The organism is Pseudomonas sp. NPDC089406 (assembly GCF_044900265.1).
GTDB lineage: Bacteria > Pseudomonadota > Gammaproteobacteria > Pseudomonadales > Pseudomonadaceae > Aquipseudomonas > Aquipseudomonas fakonensis.
The window spans coordinates 1-15,592 of record NZ_JBJDNC010000034.1; the positions used below are offsets into that span (position 1 = coordinate 1).

The 15,592-nt window shown below is 61.7% G+C and carries 9 protein-coding genes; 6 read left to right on the forward strand and 3 right to left on the reverse strand.

The window, feature by feature from the left end:
• Positions 1-362: 362 nt before the first annotated feature.
• Genes ACI2KK_RS21585 through mexE form a run of 3 tightly spaced genes read right to left on the reverse strand, consistent with a single transcriptional unit; the run spans position 363 to position 6,208 of the window.
• Complete coding sequence (locus ACI2KK_RS21585) at positions 363-1,778, reverse strand: efflux transporter outer membrane subunit (RefSeq protein WP_404670510.1); 1,416 nt, start codon at positions 1,776-1,778, stop codon at positions 363-365.
• Positions 1,775-4,954 (reverse strand): efflux RND transporter permease subunit, encoded by a 3,180-nt coding sequence (locus ACI2KK_RS21590; RefSeq protein ID WP_404670511.1) that lies wholly within the window; start codon positions 4,952-4,954, stop codon positions 1,775-1,777. The genes ACI2KK_RS21585 and ACI2KK_RS21590 overlap by 4 nt, the downstream gene beginning before the upstream one ends.
• A gap of 12 nt (positions 4,955-4,966) precedes the next feature.
• Positions 4,967-6,208: a multidrug efflux RND transporter periplasmic adaptor subunit MexE gene (mexE, locus tag ACI2KK_RS21595; protein ID WP_404670512.1), complete on the reverse strand. Its 1,242-nt coding sequence runs from the start codon at positions 6,206-6,208 to the stop codon at positions 4,967-4,969.
• 333 nt (positions 6,209-6,541) lie between these two features.
• Between mexE and ACI2KK_RS21600 the strand changes: the two genes are divergently transcribed.
• From ACI2KK_RS21600 to ACI2KK_RS21625, 6 genes are all read left to right on the forward strand, one after another.
• A complete protein-coding gene (locus ACI2KK_RS21600) occupies positions 6,542-9,778 on the forward strand; it encodes a phospholipase D-like domain-containing protein (RefSeq protein WP_404670513.1) in 3,237 nt (1,078 codons plus the stop codon).
• A complete protein-coding gene (locus ACI2KK_RS21605) occupies positions 9,775-10,881 on the forward strand; it encodes a hypothetical protein (RefSeq protein WP_404670514.1) in 1,107 nt (368 codons plus the stop codon). The genes ACI2KK_RS21600 and ACI2KK_RS21605 overlap by 4 nt, the downstream gene beginning before the upstream one ends.
• 120 nt (positions 10,882-11,001) lie before the next feature.
• Positions 11,002-11,889, forward strand: a complete 888-nt coding sequence (locus ACI2KK_RS21610) for a phospholipase D-like domain-containing protein (RefSeq protein ID WP_404670515.1) — start codon at positions 11,002-11,004, stop codon at positions 11,887-11,889.
• Positions 11,886-12,977, forward strand: coding sequence for a hypothetical protein (locus ACI2KK_RS21615; protein ID WP_404670516.1), 1,092 nt, complete (start codon positions 11,886-11,888; stop codon positions 12,975-12,977). Before ACI2KK_RS21610 ends, ACI2KK_RS21615 begins: the two co-directional genes overlap by 4 nt.
• Positions 12,978-13,039: 62 nt before the next feature.
• A complete protein-coding gene (locus tag ACI2KK_RS21620) occupies positions 13,040-14,215 on the forward strand; it encodes a T6SS immunity protein Tli4 family protein (protein ID WP_404670517.1) in 1,176 nt (391 codons plus the stop codon).
• A 169-nt stretch (positions 14,216-14,384) separates the two neighbouring features.
• On the forward strand, positions 14,385-15,587 hold the full coding sequence (locus tag ACI2KK_RS21625; protein ID WP_404670518.1) for a TolC family protein: 1,203 nt from the start codon (positions 14,385-14,387) through the stop codon (positions 15,585-15,587).
• Positions 15,588-15,592 lie beyond the last annotated feature (5 nt).

Sequence of the window (15,592 nt, forward strand, 5' to 3'; positions counted from 1 at the left end):
GCGCCGATCGGGCCAGGGACGGCCCGTCGGCGCGTACCTCCGGAGCAAGCCCGGAGCGAGGGAACCCCCGAAGCGCAGCGTAGGGGGCCGGATGAGGGGAGCAGGGATTTTTTGGTGACTTTTTGATCCTTCAAAAAGTTACCCGCCGTAAGGGCGGAAAGGTGACGAAAAGCGTATATCGTCAATGAATGCGCATACATCTCCCAAAGCAATAACCATAAGCCCCGAACCCGAACCCGAACCCGAACCCGAACCCGAACCCGAACCCGACCCCATAAAAAAAGCCCCAACAACCATAAAGGCCATCGGGGCAAACGGTTGGGGGAGGATCCAACCAAAGGAGCTCTCAATTCAAAAGACGATCACCGCAAACTGGCCACCACCTCCGGCTGCCAGCCGCCGCCAAGGGCCTTGTAGATCGCCACGATCCCGCTATACAACTCAACCTCACCCTGCGCCTGCGCATCTTCGGCACTCAGCCGCTCCCGCTCGGCATCGAGCAGCACCAGGTAATCCACGGTCCCCTCGCGATAGCGAATCGACGCCAGCTCCGCCGCCTTGCGGCTAGCCTCGCTCTGGCGCATCAGGGCCAGCAGCCGCTGCTGGCGCTTGCCGTAATCGCTGAAGGCATTCGAAGACTCTTCCAGTGCCAGCAGCACGTGCTGCTCGTAACTGGCCAGCGCCCCCTCGGCATCGGCCTTGGCCCCGCGCAGGCGGGCCCGCACGCTGCCCAGGTCAAACGCCGCCCAGGTGATGCTCGGGCCCAGCGCCCAGGCATTGGCCGCCGTCGAACCGATCTGCGAGCCCCGCGCGGCCGTGAAGCCCAAAAAGCCGCTCAGGCTCACCCGCGGGAACAGGTCGGCAGTGGCTACGCCCACATTGGCAGTCGCGGCAGCCAACTGGCGTTCGGCGCTGCGAATGTCCGGGCGGCGGCGCAGCAGCTCTCCGGGGTCACCCACCGGCAATGCCTTGGCAATCGCCGGCAAGGCCTTGGGCGACAGGTCCACGGCCAATGCATCCGGGCGCTGGCCCAGCAGGGTGGCGATGCGGTTCTTCGCCCGCACCTGCTCGGCCTGCAACTGCGGCACGGTGGCCTCGACACCCGCCAGGCGGGCATCGGCGCGTACCACGTCGAGCTCGTTGCCAACACCGGTGTCACGCAGGGTCACGGTGATATCCCGCGACTCCTGCTGGGTTTTCAGGTTGGCCAGGGCGATCTTCTCGCGCAGTTGGGCGCCACGCAGTTGGCCGTAGGCGTCCACCAGCTCGGCGATCAGGCTCACCTGCAGCTGCGCAAGGTCGGCCGCGGCGGCCGCCTCCTGCGCTTCGCTGGCCTCGATGCGGCGCTGGATACGCCCGAACAGGTCAAGCTCCCAGGCCATGTCCAGGCCCAGGTCGTAGCGCTCGCTGTTGACCCGGCGCTCGGTCTGGCCCGGCACCTGGCCCTTGCCCAGGTCGCTGCTGGCACGGCTGGTGACCACCGGCAGTTGGTCGTTGGCCGCATCGTCGCGGATCGCCCGCGCCGACTTCAGCCGGGCAAAAGCCACCCGCAGGTCGCGGTTGCCATCCAGCGAGGCTTGCACCAACTGGTTCAGCACCGGGTCGTCGAACTGCTTCCACCACACGCTTTCGAAGTGGCTGCGGTCGAACGCCTTGGCCTCAAGGCCGCTGTCCAGCTTGGCCGGTTCAGTGGCCGGGGCCTGGTAGTCCGGGCCCACCGCGCAGGCCGCCAGGGCCAGCGCCAGCAGGCTCGGGGTCAGGGGTTTGAGCAGGTTCATGCATGGTTCTCCAGCGCGGGGGCGTGCGCAGCCTTGCGGGCCTGGCGACGCTCGACGAAACGGCGGATCAGGAAGAAGAACACCGGGGTCAGGAACAGGCCGAACACGGTCACCCCGATCATCCCCGAGAACACCGCCACACCCATGGCATGACGCATCTCGGAACCGGCGCCAGAGCTGAATACCAGCGGCACCACACCCATGATGAAGGCGATCGAGGTCATCAGGATCGGCCGCAGGCGCAGGCGGCAGGCTTCCAGTACCGCAGCCAGCGGGTCGAGGCCCTTGGCCTGTTCATCCTTGGCGAACTCGACGATAAGAATCGCGTTCTTGCACGCCAGGCCCACCAGTACGATCAAGCCGATCTGGGTGAAAATGTTGTTGTCGCCACCGGACACGATCACCCCGGTAATGGCCGACAGCAGGGTCATCGGCACGATCAGGATCACCGCCAGCGGCAGGCTCCAGCTCTCGTACTGGGCGGCCAGTACCAGGAAGGCCAGCAGCACGCACAGCGGGAACACGAACAATGCAGTGTTGCCCGAGAGAATCTGCTGGTAGGTCAGGTCGGTCCACTCGAAGGTCATGCCGTTGGGCAGCTCTTCCTTGAGCAGCTTCTCGATTGCTGCCTCGGCCTGGCCGGAGCTGTAGCCCGGGGCTGCAGCGCCGTTGATTTCGGCGGTGATGAAGCCGTTGTAGTGCATCACGCGGTCGGGCCCGGAGGTATCGCTGACCTTGAGGAAGGTCGCCAGCGGGATCATCTCGCCCAGGTTGTTGCGCACCTTCAACTGGCCGATCTGCTCGGCGTCGAGGCGGAACTGCTGCTCGGCCTGGACGTTGACCTGGTAAGTACGGCCAAAGCGGTTGAAGTCGTTGGTGTACAGCGAGCCCAGGTAAACCTGCAGGGTGTCGAAGATGTCGGTGATCGCCACGCCGTGGGTCTTGGCCTTTTCCCGGTCGATGGCGGCATCGACCTGCGGCACGTTGACCTGGTAGCTGGTGAACAGGCCCGCCAGTTCCGGCACGTTGTGGCTCTTGGCGATGATGTTCTGGGTCTCTTTGTACAGCGCTTCGTAGCCCAGGTTGCCGCGGTCCTCGATCTGCAGGCGGAAGCCGCCGATGGTGCCCAGGCCTTGTACCGGCGGTGGCGGGAAGATCGCGATGTAGGCGTCCTGGATATCGGCAAACTGCGCGTTCAGTGCGGCGGCGATGGCGGCTGCCGACTGGCTCGGGTCCTTGCGCTCGTCGAACGGCTTGAGCGGGGTGAACACGATGCCGCTGTTCGGGCTGTTGGTGAAGCCGTTGATCGACAGGCCCGGGAAGGCCACCGAGTCGGCAACGCCCGGTTGCTTCAAGGCGATTTCGCTCATGCGCTTGATCACAGCCTCGGTACGGTCGAGGCTGGCGGCGTCAGGCAACTGGGCGAAGGCCACCAGGTACTGCTTGTCCTGGGCCGGCACGAAACCGGTCGGGGTGGACGAGAAGCCCAGGTAGGTCAGGCCCATGAGCCCGGCATACACGAACAGCGCGATGCTGCTGCCGCGGATGACCCGGCGCACGCCGCCCACATAGCTGTGGCTGGCCCGGTCGAAGAAGCGGTTGAACGGGGCGAACAGCCAGCTGCCCAGGAGTTTTTCCAGCAGGCGCGAGAAACGGTCCTTGGGTGCGTGGTGGTCTTTGAGCAGCACGGCAGCCAACGCTGGCGACAGGGTCAGCGAGTTGAACGCCGAAATCACGGTGGAGATGGCGATGGTCAGGGCGAACTGCTTGTAGAACTGCCCGGTAAGACCCGAGATGAACGCCGCCGGCACGAACACGGCGCACAGCACCAGCGCCGTGGCGATGATCGGCCCGGTCACTTCGCTCATGGCCTTTTGCGTGGCCTCGAGCGGTTTCAGGCCCAGCCCGATGTTCCGTTCGACGTTCTCCACCACCACGATGGCGTCGTCCACCACGATACCGATGGCCAGCACCAGCCCGAACAATGACAGCGCGTTGAGCGAGAAGCCGAACAGGTGCATCACCGCAAAGGTACCGATCAGCGATACCGGCACGGCCAGCAGCGGGATGATCGAGGCGCGCCAGGTCTGCAGGAACAGGATCACTACCAGCACAACCAGAATCAGCGCTTCGAACAGGGTGTGCACCACTGCTTCGATGGAGCCACGCACGAACACGGTCGGGTCATAGACGATGCTGTAGTCCATGCCCTCGGGGAAGTCCTTCTTGAGCTCGGCCATTTTCGCCCGCACTTCGTCGGAGATCTCGATGGCGTTGGAACCAGGGCGCTGGAAGATCGGGATGGCCACCGCCGGCTGGTTGTTCAGCAGCGAGCGCAGGGCGTACTGGCTGGAGCCGAGCTCGACCCGGGCAATGTCTTTCAGGCGGGTGATTTCGCCATCGGCACCGGCGCGGATGATGATGTTCTCGAACTCTTCCTCGTTGACCAGGCGGCCCTGGGTGTTGATCGACAGCTGGAAGCTGCTGGCACCCGGGGCGGGCGGGGCGCCCAGCTGGCCGGCAGCCACCTGGCGGTTCTGCTCGCGAATGGCCGCGACCACGTCACCGGCGGTGAGGTTGCGCGAGGCGGTCTTGTTCGGGTCGAGCCACACGCGCAGCGAGTAGTCGCCCATGCCGAACAGCTGCACATCGCCCACGCCGCCCAGGCGCGCCAGCTCATCCTTGATGTTGAGGATGGCGTAGTTGGACAGGTACAGCATGTCGTAGCGTTGGTCTGGCGAGGTCAGGTGCACGACCATGGTCAGGTCGGGCGAGGCCTTGTCGACGGTGATGCCGATACGGGTCACTTCCTCGGGCAGCTTGGGCTGGGTGCGGGTGACGCGGTTCTGTACCTGCACCTGGGCGTTGTCCAGGTCGGTGCCCAGGGCGAAGGTGATGGTCAGGGTCAGCTTGCCGTCGGCGGTGGACTGCGAGGACATGTACAGCATGTTCTCGACACCGGTGATGGCCTGCTCAAGCGGCGCGGCGACGGTTTCGCCGATCACCTTGGGGTTGGCGCCGGGGAAGTTGGCACGCACCACCACGGTGGGCGGCACCACTTCGGGGTATTCGCTGATCGGCAGCTGGAACAGCGAGATCGAACCCGCAATCAGCAGCACCAGCGACAGCACCGCGGCGAAGATCGGCCGGGTAATGAAAAATTTCGAGAAGTTCATCGGTGTGGTCCCTTAACCGCGTGGCGCCTGGGCGCTGGCGACTTTCACGTTGGAGCCCGCAACCTTGGGCGCCGGGTTGCTGGCCTCCAGGGCCTGGCGCTGTTGGGCGAGGGCGGCGAGGGTCTGTTCGCTGGCCATCTGGGTTTCTTCAGGGGTGACAGGCGAGCCAGGGCGCACACGCTGCAGGCCCCTGACCACGATGCGGTCGTCCTTGGCCAGGCCGCTGCGCACGATGCGCAGGCCTTCAAGCTTTGGCCCCAGTTCCACGGCGCGGTAGGCCGCCTTGTTGTCCTTGTCCATCACCAGCACGAACTTCTTGCCAAGGTCGGTACCCACCGCTTCGTCGTTGATCAGCACGGCGTCGTACTGGGCGCTGCCGACCAGTTTCAGGCGGGCGTACAGGCCCGGGGTGAACTGTCCGTCGCGGTTGTCGAACACGGCGCGGCCACGGATGGTGCCGGTGCGCGGGTTGACCTGGTTGTCGACGAAGTTCATCTGGCCCAGGTGCGGGTTGCCGGTTTCGTTGGTCAGGCCCAGGTACACCGGGGTGCTCTGGCCGCGCTGGCCGTCGCGCGCCAGCTGGTTGTACTTGAGGTACACGCGCTCGTCGGCGTCGAAGTAGGCGTACACCTTGTCGGTGGACACCACGCTGGTCAGCGGGGTGACGTCGGCGCTGACGATGTTGCCGGCGGTGTATTGCGCGCGGCTGACGCGCCCGGCGATCGGCGCGGTGACGCGGGTGAAGCTCAGGTTCAGGCGGGCCAGGTCCAGTTGTGCCTGGATCGCATCGACCCCGGCGCGGGCTTCGGCGGCGGCGCTGGTGCGCGACTCGGCGAGCTCGGCAGAGATGGCGTTGCTGTCACGCAGGCGCTCGCCGCGGCGGGCTTCGTTGGCACTGCGAATGGCAGTGGCCTTGGCCTGCGACAGCTGCGCTTCGAGGCGGCGTACTTCAGCCTGGAACGGGCGCGGGTCGATCTGGAACAGCAGGTCGCCTTTCTTTACCTTGGCGCCTTCGGTGAAGGCCACCAGGTCGATCTGGCCCGAAACGCGTGGGCGCACTTCGACGGTTTCCGGTGCTTCGAGGCGGCCGGTGAACTCGTCCCATTCGTTGATCGGTTGTTCGATGACCTTGGCGACGCTGACCTTTGGCGCGGCGGGAGCCTGCACGGCGTCTGGGGTACGGCCACAAGCGCTGAGCACCACCACTGCCAGGGCAGCGAGCGGGAAGCGCAAGGGTTTGAGTGAGTGGTCCATGGAGAACTCCGCCAATGTATTTAGTAGTGGGCGGAGTGTGAGTGCCTTGCGCGTGACGCACGAATCGAACGCAGCGAAGGTTATTATCACGCGCAATGATATGAGCGATGCCGGTATCGATATGGGCGTATGGTTGATTCGCGCCTGGAGAGGACTACAGGTGCTTCTGAGCTTCGCGTAGGACGTTTCTTGTTCGTCGACTGGGTCGAATTTCAGCCTGTGCTGGCTGCTAGGGTTCCTGTCCTTCTTTTCGCGGACAGGGATCCCCGCCATGTGGCATACCGACCGGCAATCTTGTTTCAGTCATCCCTTGATGGACGGGGAGGCCTGAACATGGCAAATGACCTCCCGCCGTACAACGGCGTACGCCACAAGGAAGTCACCCAGATCATCAGCGCCGACGGCCGGCCGCTTAAAGCGGTCAGCGCCCCGGACTTCTTCATCCGCGGTGCCAACACCTTCGCCCCGGTGCGCAGCGGCAACCGGGTACGCTTCTTCACCAGCGGCCAGGCCTATTATCAGGACCTGGCCCAGGCCATCGACCAGGCGCAGGCGTCGATCTTCATCACCGGCTGGCAGGTCAACCATGACGTGCTGCTAGACGGCAAGCGCAGCCTGTGGCAATGCCTGCGCGCCGCGCTCAAAAGCAAGCCGGCGCTCAAGGTTTACGTGCTGCCGTGGCTCAGCCCCATGCCCAGCCTGGGCACCCACGATTTCGAAACCATGCTGGCGGTGTTCCACCTGAATGTGGGGCTGGGCCGCGCCCGGGCATTTTGCCTGCCGGCCATCCAGCAGAGCGACATGAAGGGCCTGGGCGCGGTGTTCTCGCACCACCAGAAGAGCGTGGTGATCGACAACCAGGTCGGCTATGTCGGCGGCATCGACCTGGCCTATGGCCGCTGCGACGACCATCGCTTCAGCCTCGACGCCAGCGCGCGGCGTGGCCGTGATGCCTACAACCCGTGCATCCCGCACCTGGGCTGGATGGACATGGACAAGCACGTCAGCCGCGCCGGCCTGCTGCTGGCCACCGTGCTCGACCTGTCGCTGCCGGCGTTTCGTATCCCCATCGGCAAGACCGGGCTGAGCATCCCGGTGCCCGCCGACCGCCTGCTCAACGCCAGCGCCTGGCTGCGTGACCTGGCGATCAGCCCGATGCACCCGGTGTTGGCCTGGCTGGTCAAGGCCGGCAGCAGTTTCAAGGAGCTGATCGGCGCCATCACCCACCCGCTGGAGGCCGGCAAGCAGTACCTCACCGATGCGGCGATCCGCCAGGTCGCCGCACTGATACGCCACAACTGGCAGCGGCTGCCGCTGGCCGAGCCGCTGAAAAGCCAGGCCGAGGCCTGGCTGCAGCAGGTCGAGGCGGCCCAGGGCGACCTGTCGATCGCCCTGCGCCTGCAAAGCCACCTGTTGATCAACCAGTGGCTGGGCAACACCGACCTTGGGCGCATGGTCGCGCTGCTGGGCGACAAGGGTTTCGATGCCATGCCTGCGGACAAGGCCATGTGGCTGAGCGGTATCGGCGAAGCCGCCAGCGCCTTGCTGATGCACCTCTACACCCTGTTGCAGCAGCGTGTGGCCAGCCACCAGGAGCCCTACCGCTACCTGGCCCACGACCCGCAGCCGTTGGGCTCGCCGGACCATCGCCGGCTGGCCGCCGACCAGCCGCGCATGCCCTGGCAGGATGTGCACAGCCGGATCGAAGGGCCGTCGGTGTACGACCTGTCGCGCAACTTCATCGACCGCTGGAACGGCCAGCAGGCGTATCTGGCGCAAACCCCGACCTTGTACAAGACCGACGCCGTGCTGGCCCTGATGGAATGGCTCAACCGCCTGGCCCGCGATGCCGGCATGCCGCACCATCTGGACCTTGCCGGCCACCTGCAACTGGACATGCCCAAACCCACGCCGGTGTGGATCGACCAGCCCGAGCTACTGCCCAGGCCCCCCGACATCGTCCGCGGCCAGGTGCAGGTACAGGTGCTGCGTAGCGCCTCGGCGGCGATGGCCGTGCAGGAGGCCAAGGGCCGCGCGCTGTCCCGGGTGCAATTGCCGCTGCCGCCGGGGATCAAGGCCGAAGGCATGCAGGACAACTGCAACAGCGCGATGCTGCAGGTGATCTCCAGCGCCCAGCATTTTCTGTACATCGAGAACCAGTTCTTCCAGAGCGAGTTTGGCGCGCAGGGCGAATTGAACGAAGGCCAGAGCTTGTCTGGCCCGATGGCCAGCCTGCGTGACCCCGACAGCCTGCGTGAGGACTTCGTCGTTCGGGTGAAGCTGCGTGAGGCGCTGGAGGCTCAGGACTATGGGCTGATCGATTGGGCAGAGCTGCAGGCCATCTGCAAGGCCTTTGGCCAGGAAGGCGTGGCCTTTGCCGAAGCCCTGCAGTCGATGTGGACGCTCAATGCCCAGGGTTGGCTGAGCCACAAACTGGGGGAACAGAAGCCGCTTGGCAACAAGATCGCCATCGCGCTGGCCGACCGCATCGGCCGGGCGATCTACGAAAACCGGCCGTTCCACGTGTATCTGGTATTGCCTGTTCACCCCGAGGGCAAGCTCGATGTGCCCAATGTGATGCACCAGGTTCACCTGACCATGCAGAGCCTGGTGTTCGGTGAGCAGAGCCTGGTAAAGCGCATCCAGCGGCATATGGCGCTCAAGGCAATCATGGATTGCGGGAAGAGCCGCGAATGTGCACAGAAGATCATCAAGCACACGAATGGCAAGGGCCAGCCGGTGTATGAGCAGCAGGACTGGAGCCGCTACCTGACGCTGCTCAACCTGCGCACCTGGGGCTACCTGAAGGGCCGGGTGGTCACCGAGCAGATCTACGTGCACAGCAAGTTGATGATCGCCGACGACCGCGTGGCGATTCTGGGCAGCGCCAACATCAACGACCGCAGCCTGAACGGCCAGCGGGATTCGGAGCTGGCAGCGATCATACGCGACACGCAACCGGTAAAGGCCAAGCTGGACGGCAAATACCCGCATACGGTGGGCAAGGCGGTGCATCAGTTGCGCGTGGACCTCTGGCGTAAACACTTCGGGCTCGATTTGCCGCCGGGCGGGCCGGTGGCGCCGTTTACCGAGCTGGCGGATTGCCTGGATCAGCCGGCGGCAGAGCATGTTTGGCGGGCGATACAGGAGCGGGCACAGCGTAATGCAGCCTCTTACGAGAAAGTATTCAATTTCATTCCTCGGAATAGAAGTCTGTTGCAGGTTATCGATAGCCCAGTGCGAAAACTGTACGAAAAAGGATTTCCTGCTCCGGTCTGGCCAACATGGACTTATCGCTTGGCCAGTAATTTGAATCTGGGGGGAGAGTTTGCTGCACTTCCAGTACATTGCGAAGCATTCTGGTCTAGTAAGTCTTTTGCAAAGTATGGGCAACTTTTGGCGCCCAAAAATATTGAGGGGTTTATCGTCAGTCTTCCGGTGGGATGGACTCGAGGCGAGAGAAATGACTCTGGCTTTAATTTGACAATTCTTGCAAGAAATAAGGTGACAGACGAACGGCTCCACGCTGGTGAATATGGGGTGGCGGAGAAAGGAGGGGGATATTCGTGATCAGGATTATCGGTTTGTTCTCATTCATGGTGTCGGTCACGCCTTCAATTGAAGCAGACGTCGCACGGCGAGAGTGTTTGGGGCGATCTACATTCGAGGTGCCTGAGTCGTTTTCCTGGGCAACCTCAAATATTAAAAAATACAGGATAGATAAGTCTAACGGGCACTCATTTACAGAGAATGTTGGAGGGGACGGTGATTTTGTCAGTTATGATTATAATGGGCTGATAGTGCGGGTGAGTGATGTAACTGTTCGCGAGCAGCTCGATTGGTCGCGAAACGCCATAATTGCTGATGTGGATGATTATAATGGCGAGCTTCGTAGAAAACTGGCCTGGGAGGAGCAGGATTTAGCGAAAGCTATAGCAAACGGTGCGGCGAAAGAAGAAATTGAAGAGCAAAATGGCTCGGTCGAGGAATTGAGGGGCAAGATTGCAGCTAATCGGGTTTATGAACACGATCTAGGGGTTTTGGACGCTCACATATTGGGGGGCGAAGATACCCCTTATGAATTTTTTTTGTGGCGTAATAGTCGGGTCTATTATTTTCATATGAGTGACCCCGCTCATAGTTCGTCCGAGCGAATCAAAGATTTGGTTGCTCGTTTTCAACCTCGAGACCTCTATGAAATTCCCGTTGGCCCAGGAATTTGCTTCCCCTACGGATTTATTCGCGACGATGGATTGACAGGTTACAGCGTGAAGAACAGTTTGCGTTTTGACAGCACTCCTAACGTAATTCTCAGCATCATCAACGCCTCACCCGATATGCAGATGCGCCCAACGTATGGCATTTACAGTACTCACTATCATCCTGCCTTCGATCGAAGGTTGTGGAGAAAGTCCAGCATCATGCAGGCCTTTAGCATCGGTCAACGTCAAACCACTCTTGAGGGGTGGCGCGTAGACCCTCGTCCTGACTCAGGAAAAAAAGACCGAGCCTGGTTCGCTATCGCCCATGTGGGTGGTTTGCTCCGCCCCTTGCTGGCAGTACATATGCAAACTTTCCCGAAAGGTACTGACGATCTGCAAACCCTGACCCCGCCCCCAGAAGAAGTGATCCCGAAGTTCTTGAAAATCACCGAAAGCATTAGGGACTTATAAGGTGTGTCTTCAGCAGGTGCCACTCGAGGCTGAGCTTAACGTGCCTGATGTGATTAAACAGATCAAATTGATCATGCAAGTATCGATGATACGCATTCAGTGGCATGTCGGCATCAGGCGATGATGGACTACGGGGCGACGCGAAAGGAGGCGCTGAACATTATTTATAACAAAGATGGCAAGGGCCAGCCGGTGTATGAGCAGCAGGACTGGAGCCGCTACCTGACGCTGCTCAACCTTCGCACCTGGGGCTACCTGAAGGGCCGGGTGGTCACCGAGCAGATCTACGTGCACAGCAAGTTGATGATCGCCGACGACCGCGTGGCGATTCTGGGCAGCGCCAACATCAACGACCGCAGCCTGAGCGGCAGCCGGGATTCGGAGCTGGCGGCGATCATTCGCGATACGGAACCGGTGAAGGCGAAACTGGACGGCAAATACCCGCATACGGTGGGCAAGGCGGTGCATCAGTTGCGCGTGGACCTCTGGCGCAAACACTTCGGGCTCGATTTACCGCCGGACGGGCCGGTGGCGCCGTTTACCGAGCTGGCGGATTGCCTAGATCAGCCGGCGGCAGAGCATGTGTGGCGGGCGATACAGGAACGGGCGCGGGCTAACAGTGAGGCTTACGAGAAGGTGTTTAATTTCATTGCGCAAAGCAGGAGTCAGGTTCAGGTGCTGAGTGGGGTTGCGCAAGACACGTATCGCGATGGCTTCCCCGCTTCCATCTGGCCTACCTGGGCATACCGAAATGCTTTGAAGTTCGAACTGGGGGGGAGCCTGAAAGTGGTACCACCCCATCAAGAGCGCTTTTGGTTAAACGCAGATCCAGATGCACCGATGGGCGTCACTGGCTTTATATGTGCACTGCCCGTGAACTGGACAAAGGGCGAGGATAATGACTCGGGTTTCAATTTGACGATTCTGGCCAACCGTCAGTCGGAACAATGGACGGAAAAAGTTGTGGCGCAGTCAGAGTCTTCGTTGCACAAGGAGCATCGTTCATGAAATGGCTCAAGGGTTTGATTTTTTTTGCGCCTTATACCCATGCCGTGGATGATGTGCGGCAGGGATGTATTGGACGTTCCGTTTTTGAAATTCCGGAGCCGCTGTCCTGGTCAACCGTTAATATCAGAAAGGCGCGTATTGATTTCCAGTCATCACCTATGTTTTCAGGCAAAATCGGAGGGCTCGCCGATCACGTTGAATACGCGGGTGATAGGGTGTGGTACAGGGTAAGTACTGTCACAACACGTTATCAGTTCGAGAGGGCTCGCCAGGCAGTGCTATTGGATTCTGAGGGTTATGTCGAGAGTCTTTGGCGTCAATTGAAGGCTGAGCTGAAAAAGTTGAGCACTTTGTCCAAGGGGGCGGATGACAAAGAAATCAATCGAGTACGGGCGAAAATCGCAGAGTTGAAAGGCCGTCTTGCGAGCCCTCGCACGCGTGACTTTGACATCGGTTTGCCTGATGCCTTTGCGTTGGGTAATGACACACCCTACAAGATCTTCTTGTGGCGAAATAATCGCGTTTATTACTTTTATTTTTCCCAGCCTGAGGGCGAAACACTCGAAAGCGTCAAGAACCTGATGGCGCGCTTTGAGCCGCGTGATAGCAATCAAATCCCGAAAGGCCCAGGGGTATGCATGCCCTACGGCTTCATCCATGACGACGGCCTAGCCACTTTCAGCATCAAGAGCACGCTGCGTTTCGACAGTACGCCAAACGTGGTCATGAGCATTATCAATGCCTCTGCGGAATATGCAGTCAAGCCGACCTTGGGGACCTACAACACCCACTATTACCCCGGCTATGACCGCCAGCGCTGGAAAAAGTCGAGCATCCTGCAGGCGATCGACCTCGGCGGGCGCAAGACCATTCTGAAAGGTTGGCGCCTGGACCCGCGCCCGGGTTCCGGCGAAGAGGAGCGCGCCTGGTTTGCGAGCGCCCATGTGGGCGGGCTGGATCGCCCGCTGCTGGCGGTGCACATGGAAACCTTCCCGAAAGGCAGCAATGACCTGGAAACCCTGACGCCAACACCGGATGAAGTGATTCCGAAGTTTCTGAAAATCACCGAAAGCCTGCGGAATCTGTAGCGCCCTCATTGGTGTTTTGTTGGCCTTGTCACCCGTACCTCAAGCCGAGGATTTCACAGTTCATGACTGTTGCAGGCCGTCAATCGGCTGAGGCCAGGCAGCAGGTTTTCTTTAAACAGTGTTTTAAAGCGCAAGGAGTACTGTTGATGAAGTGGCTGCAGTTTGTTCTGGTTTTTTCTCCCTGTGTTTACGCGGCGGATGATATCCGGCAGGAGTGCATTGGGCGCTCAGTTTTCGAGGTGTCTGAGCCTGTTTCCTGGGCGGCATTCAATGTTGGGCAGTATCGTTTCTGGGTGGACGAATCACCCATGTTTTCAAGCGGTGTCGGAGGCGTGGGAGATCACGTTCATTATGCGGATGACGGACTGCTGTACAAGGTCAGCTTTGCCAAGACACGTGAGCAGTTCGAGTACGCTCGCGAAGATTGGATATTGCAGTCTGAAGACTATGTCGAAAACCTTCATCGTCAACTGAAGATGGAACAGAAAAATTTGAAGGTTTTTTCTGATGAATTTCAAGGCGCCACACTCGACCGAATCAAAGCGAAGGTGGCAGAACTGCAAGAGCAGCTTGCGAGTGCAGGCTATCGTGAATTTGACATAGGTCTTCCTGATGCCTTCGCCGTCGGTAGGCGTTCGCCTGATCAGGTTTTCTTATGGCGTAACAATCGCGTTTACTATTTTTGGTTCACGAACCGACTCGTCAGGTCGCTCGAGGACGTCAAGAACCTGATGGCGCGCTTTGAACCCCGCGATAGCCATCAAATCCCCAAAGGGCCGGGTGTGTGTGTGCCCTACGGCTTTATCCATGACGATGGTCTGGCTACGTTCAGCATCAAGAGCAGCCTACGTTTCGACAGCACGCCAAATGTGGTGATGAGCATGCTCACTACGTCTGCGAATTACCGGACCAAGCGCACCTTGGCCCCCTATGAAACCGACGATAACCCCAGCTACGACGATACCCTCTGGAAGAAATCCAGCATCGAACAGGCCATCAACCTGGGGCGGCACCAGACTGTGCTCAAAGGCTGGCGCCTGGACCCGCTTCCGGGCTCCGGCGAAGAAGAGCACACCTGGTTTGCGACTGCTGCCGTGGATGGGCGGGCTCGCCCTTTGTTTGCGGTACACATGCAAAGTTTCCCGAAGTTCACCGGCGACCTGCAAACCCTGGCGCCACCACCGGAAAAGGTGATCCCGAAGTTCCTGAAAATCACCCAAAGCCTGCGGGATCTGTAACGGCCCGCCGTGCACCCAATGCGCTGAATCAGTCGGGGGCGGCTGCCTGCGGGCGTTGCCTCGACACCGTATTACAAAATTGTAATCTGCCCGCCACCCCCCCGATAACCACCCCTCCCTAGAGTCCCTCGCCAACGCATTCCGCCGCTTGCCGACGAGGACTTCCGCCGTGCCCATCCCCCGCAATGTCGCCTGGCTCTGCCTGCTGCTGGCCGGCCCTGCCGCCGCCGACGGCCTGAGCCTGGCCCAGGCCCTGGACGCCGCCTACGCCAACAACCCGGAGCTGGCCGCCGTCGGCCGGGAAGTCGGCGTGGCCGAAGGCGAGCGGCGCCAGGCCGGGTTGCTGCCCAACCCTGAGCTGTCCTGGGAGGTGGAAGACACCCGGCGCAGCACCAGCACCACCACGGTCATCCTCAGCCAGGCGCTGGAGCTCGGCGGCAAGCGCGGTGCGCGCATCGAGGTTGCCGAGGCCGGTCAGGCGCTGGCGCAACTGGAACTTGAGCGCCAGCGCAACGGCCTGCGCGCCGATGTGGTGCAGGCCTACCACGCGGCCTTGCGCGCACAGACCGCGCTGGAGCTGGCGCAGCAATCGCAAACCCTGACCGAGCGTGGTGTGCGGGTGGTCGAGGGCCGGGTCAAGGCCGGCCAGTCGTCGCCGGTGGAGGCGACCCGCGCCCAGGTGCAACTGGCCCAGGCCCAGGCTGCAGTGCGCCGCGCGCAAACCGGGCGCGCCGTGGCATGGCAGGCACTGGCGCGGCTGACCGGCAGCGCCGATACCCGCTTCGAGCGGCTCGATGCCGCCACCCTGTCACCCGGCCAGGCGCCGCAGGCCGAGCAGTTGTTGGCCAAGCTCGAGCAGACCGCCGACTGGCGCCTGGCGGCTGCGCAAGTACAGCGCGGCGAGGCCAGCCTGGGTTCGGAAAAGGCCCAGCGCATCCCCAACCTCACCGTCAGCCTGGGCAGCCAGTACAGCCGCGAGGACCGCGAGCGGGTCAACGTGGTCGGGCTGTCGATGCCGCTGCCGCTGTTCGACCGCAACCAGGGCAACGTGCTGGCCGCTGCGCGCCGCGCCGACCAGGCGCGTGACCTGCGCAATGCCGTGGAACTGCGCCTGCGCAGCGACACCCGCAGCGCCGTCGAACAGTGGGCCACTGCCATGGGCGAGGTGCAGGCCTACGACCGCACCATCCTGCCCTCGGCGCAACAGGCGGTGGACACCGCCACCCGCGGCTTCGAGATGGGCAAGTTCGCCTTTCTCGATGTGCTCGATGCCCAGCGCACGCTGATCGAGGCGCGGGGCCTGTACCTCGATGCCCTGGCCCAGGCCACCGATGCGCGGGCGCAGGTGGAACGCATCTACGGCGAACTCTGAGCCCG

Bases quoted from the DNA above. Each gene is read 5' to 3' on its own strand.
- ACI2KK_RS21585 (WP_404670510.1), bottom strand. From the start codon at position 1,778: ATGAACCTGCTCAAACCCCTGACCCCGAGCCTGCTGGCGCTGGCCCTG.
- ACI2KK_RS21590 (WP_404670511.1), bottom strand. From the start codon at position 4,954: ATGAACTTCTCGAAATTTTTCATTACCCGGCCGATCTTCGCCGCGGTG.
- mexE (WP_404670512.1), bottom strand. From the start codon at position 6,208: ATGGACCACTCACTCAAACCCTTGCGCTTCCCGCTCGCTGCCCTGGCA.
- ACI2KK_RS21600 (WP_404670513.1), top strand. From the start codon at position 6,542: ATGGCAAATGACCTCCCGCCGTACAACGGCGTACGCCACAAGGAAGTC.
- ACI2KK_RS21610 (WP_404670515.1), top strand. From the start codon at position 11,002: ATGATGGACTACGGGGCGACGCGAAAGGAGGCGCTGAACATTATTTAT.
- ACI2KK_RS21615 (WP_404670516.1), top strand. From the start codon at position 11,886: ATGAAATGGCTCAAGGGTTTGATTTTTTTTGCGCCTTATACCCATGCC.
- ACI2KK_RS21620 (WP_404670517.1), top strand. From the start codon at position 13,040: ATGACTGTTGCAGGCCGTCAATCGGCTGAGGCCAGGCAGCAGGTTTTC.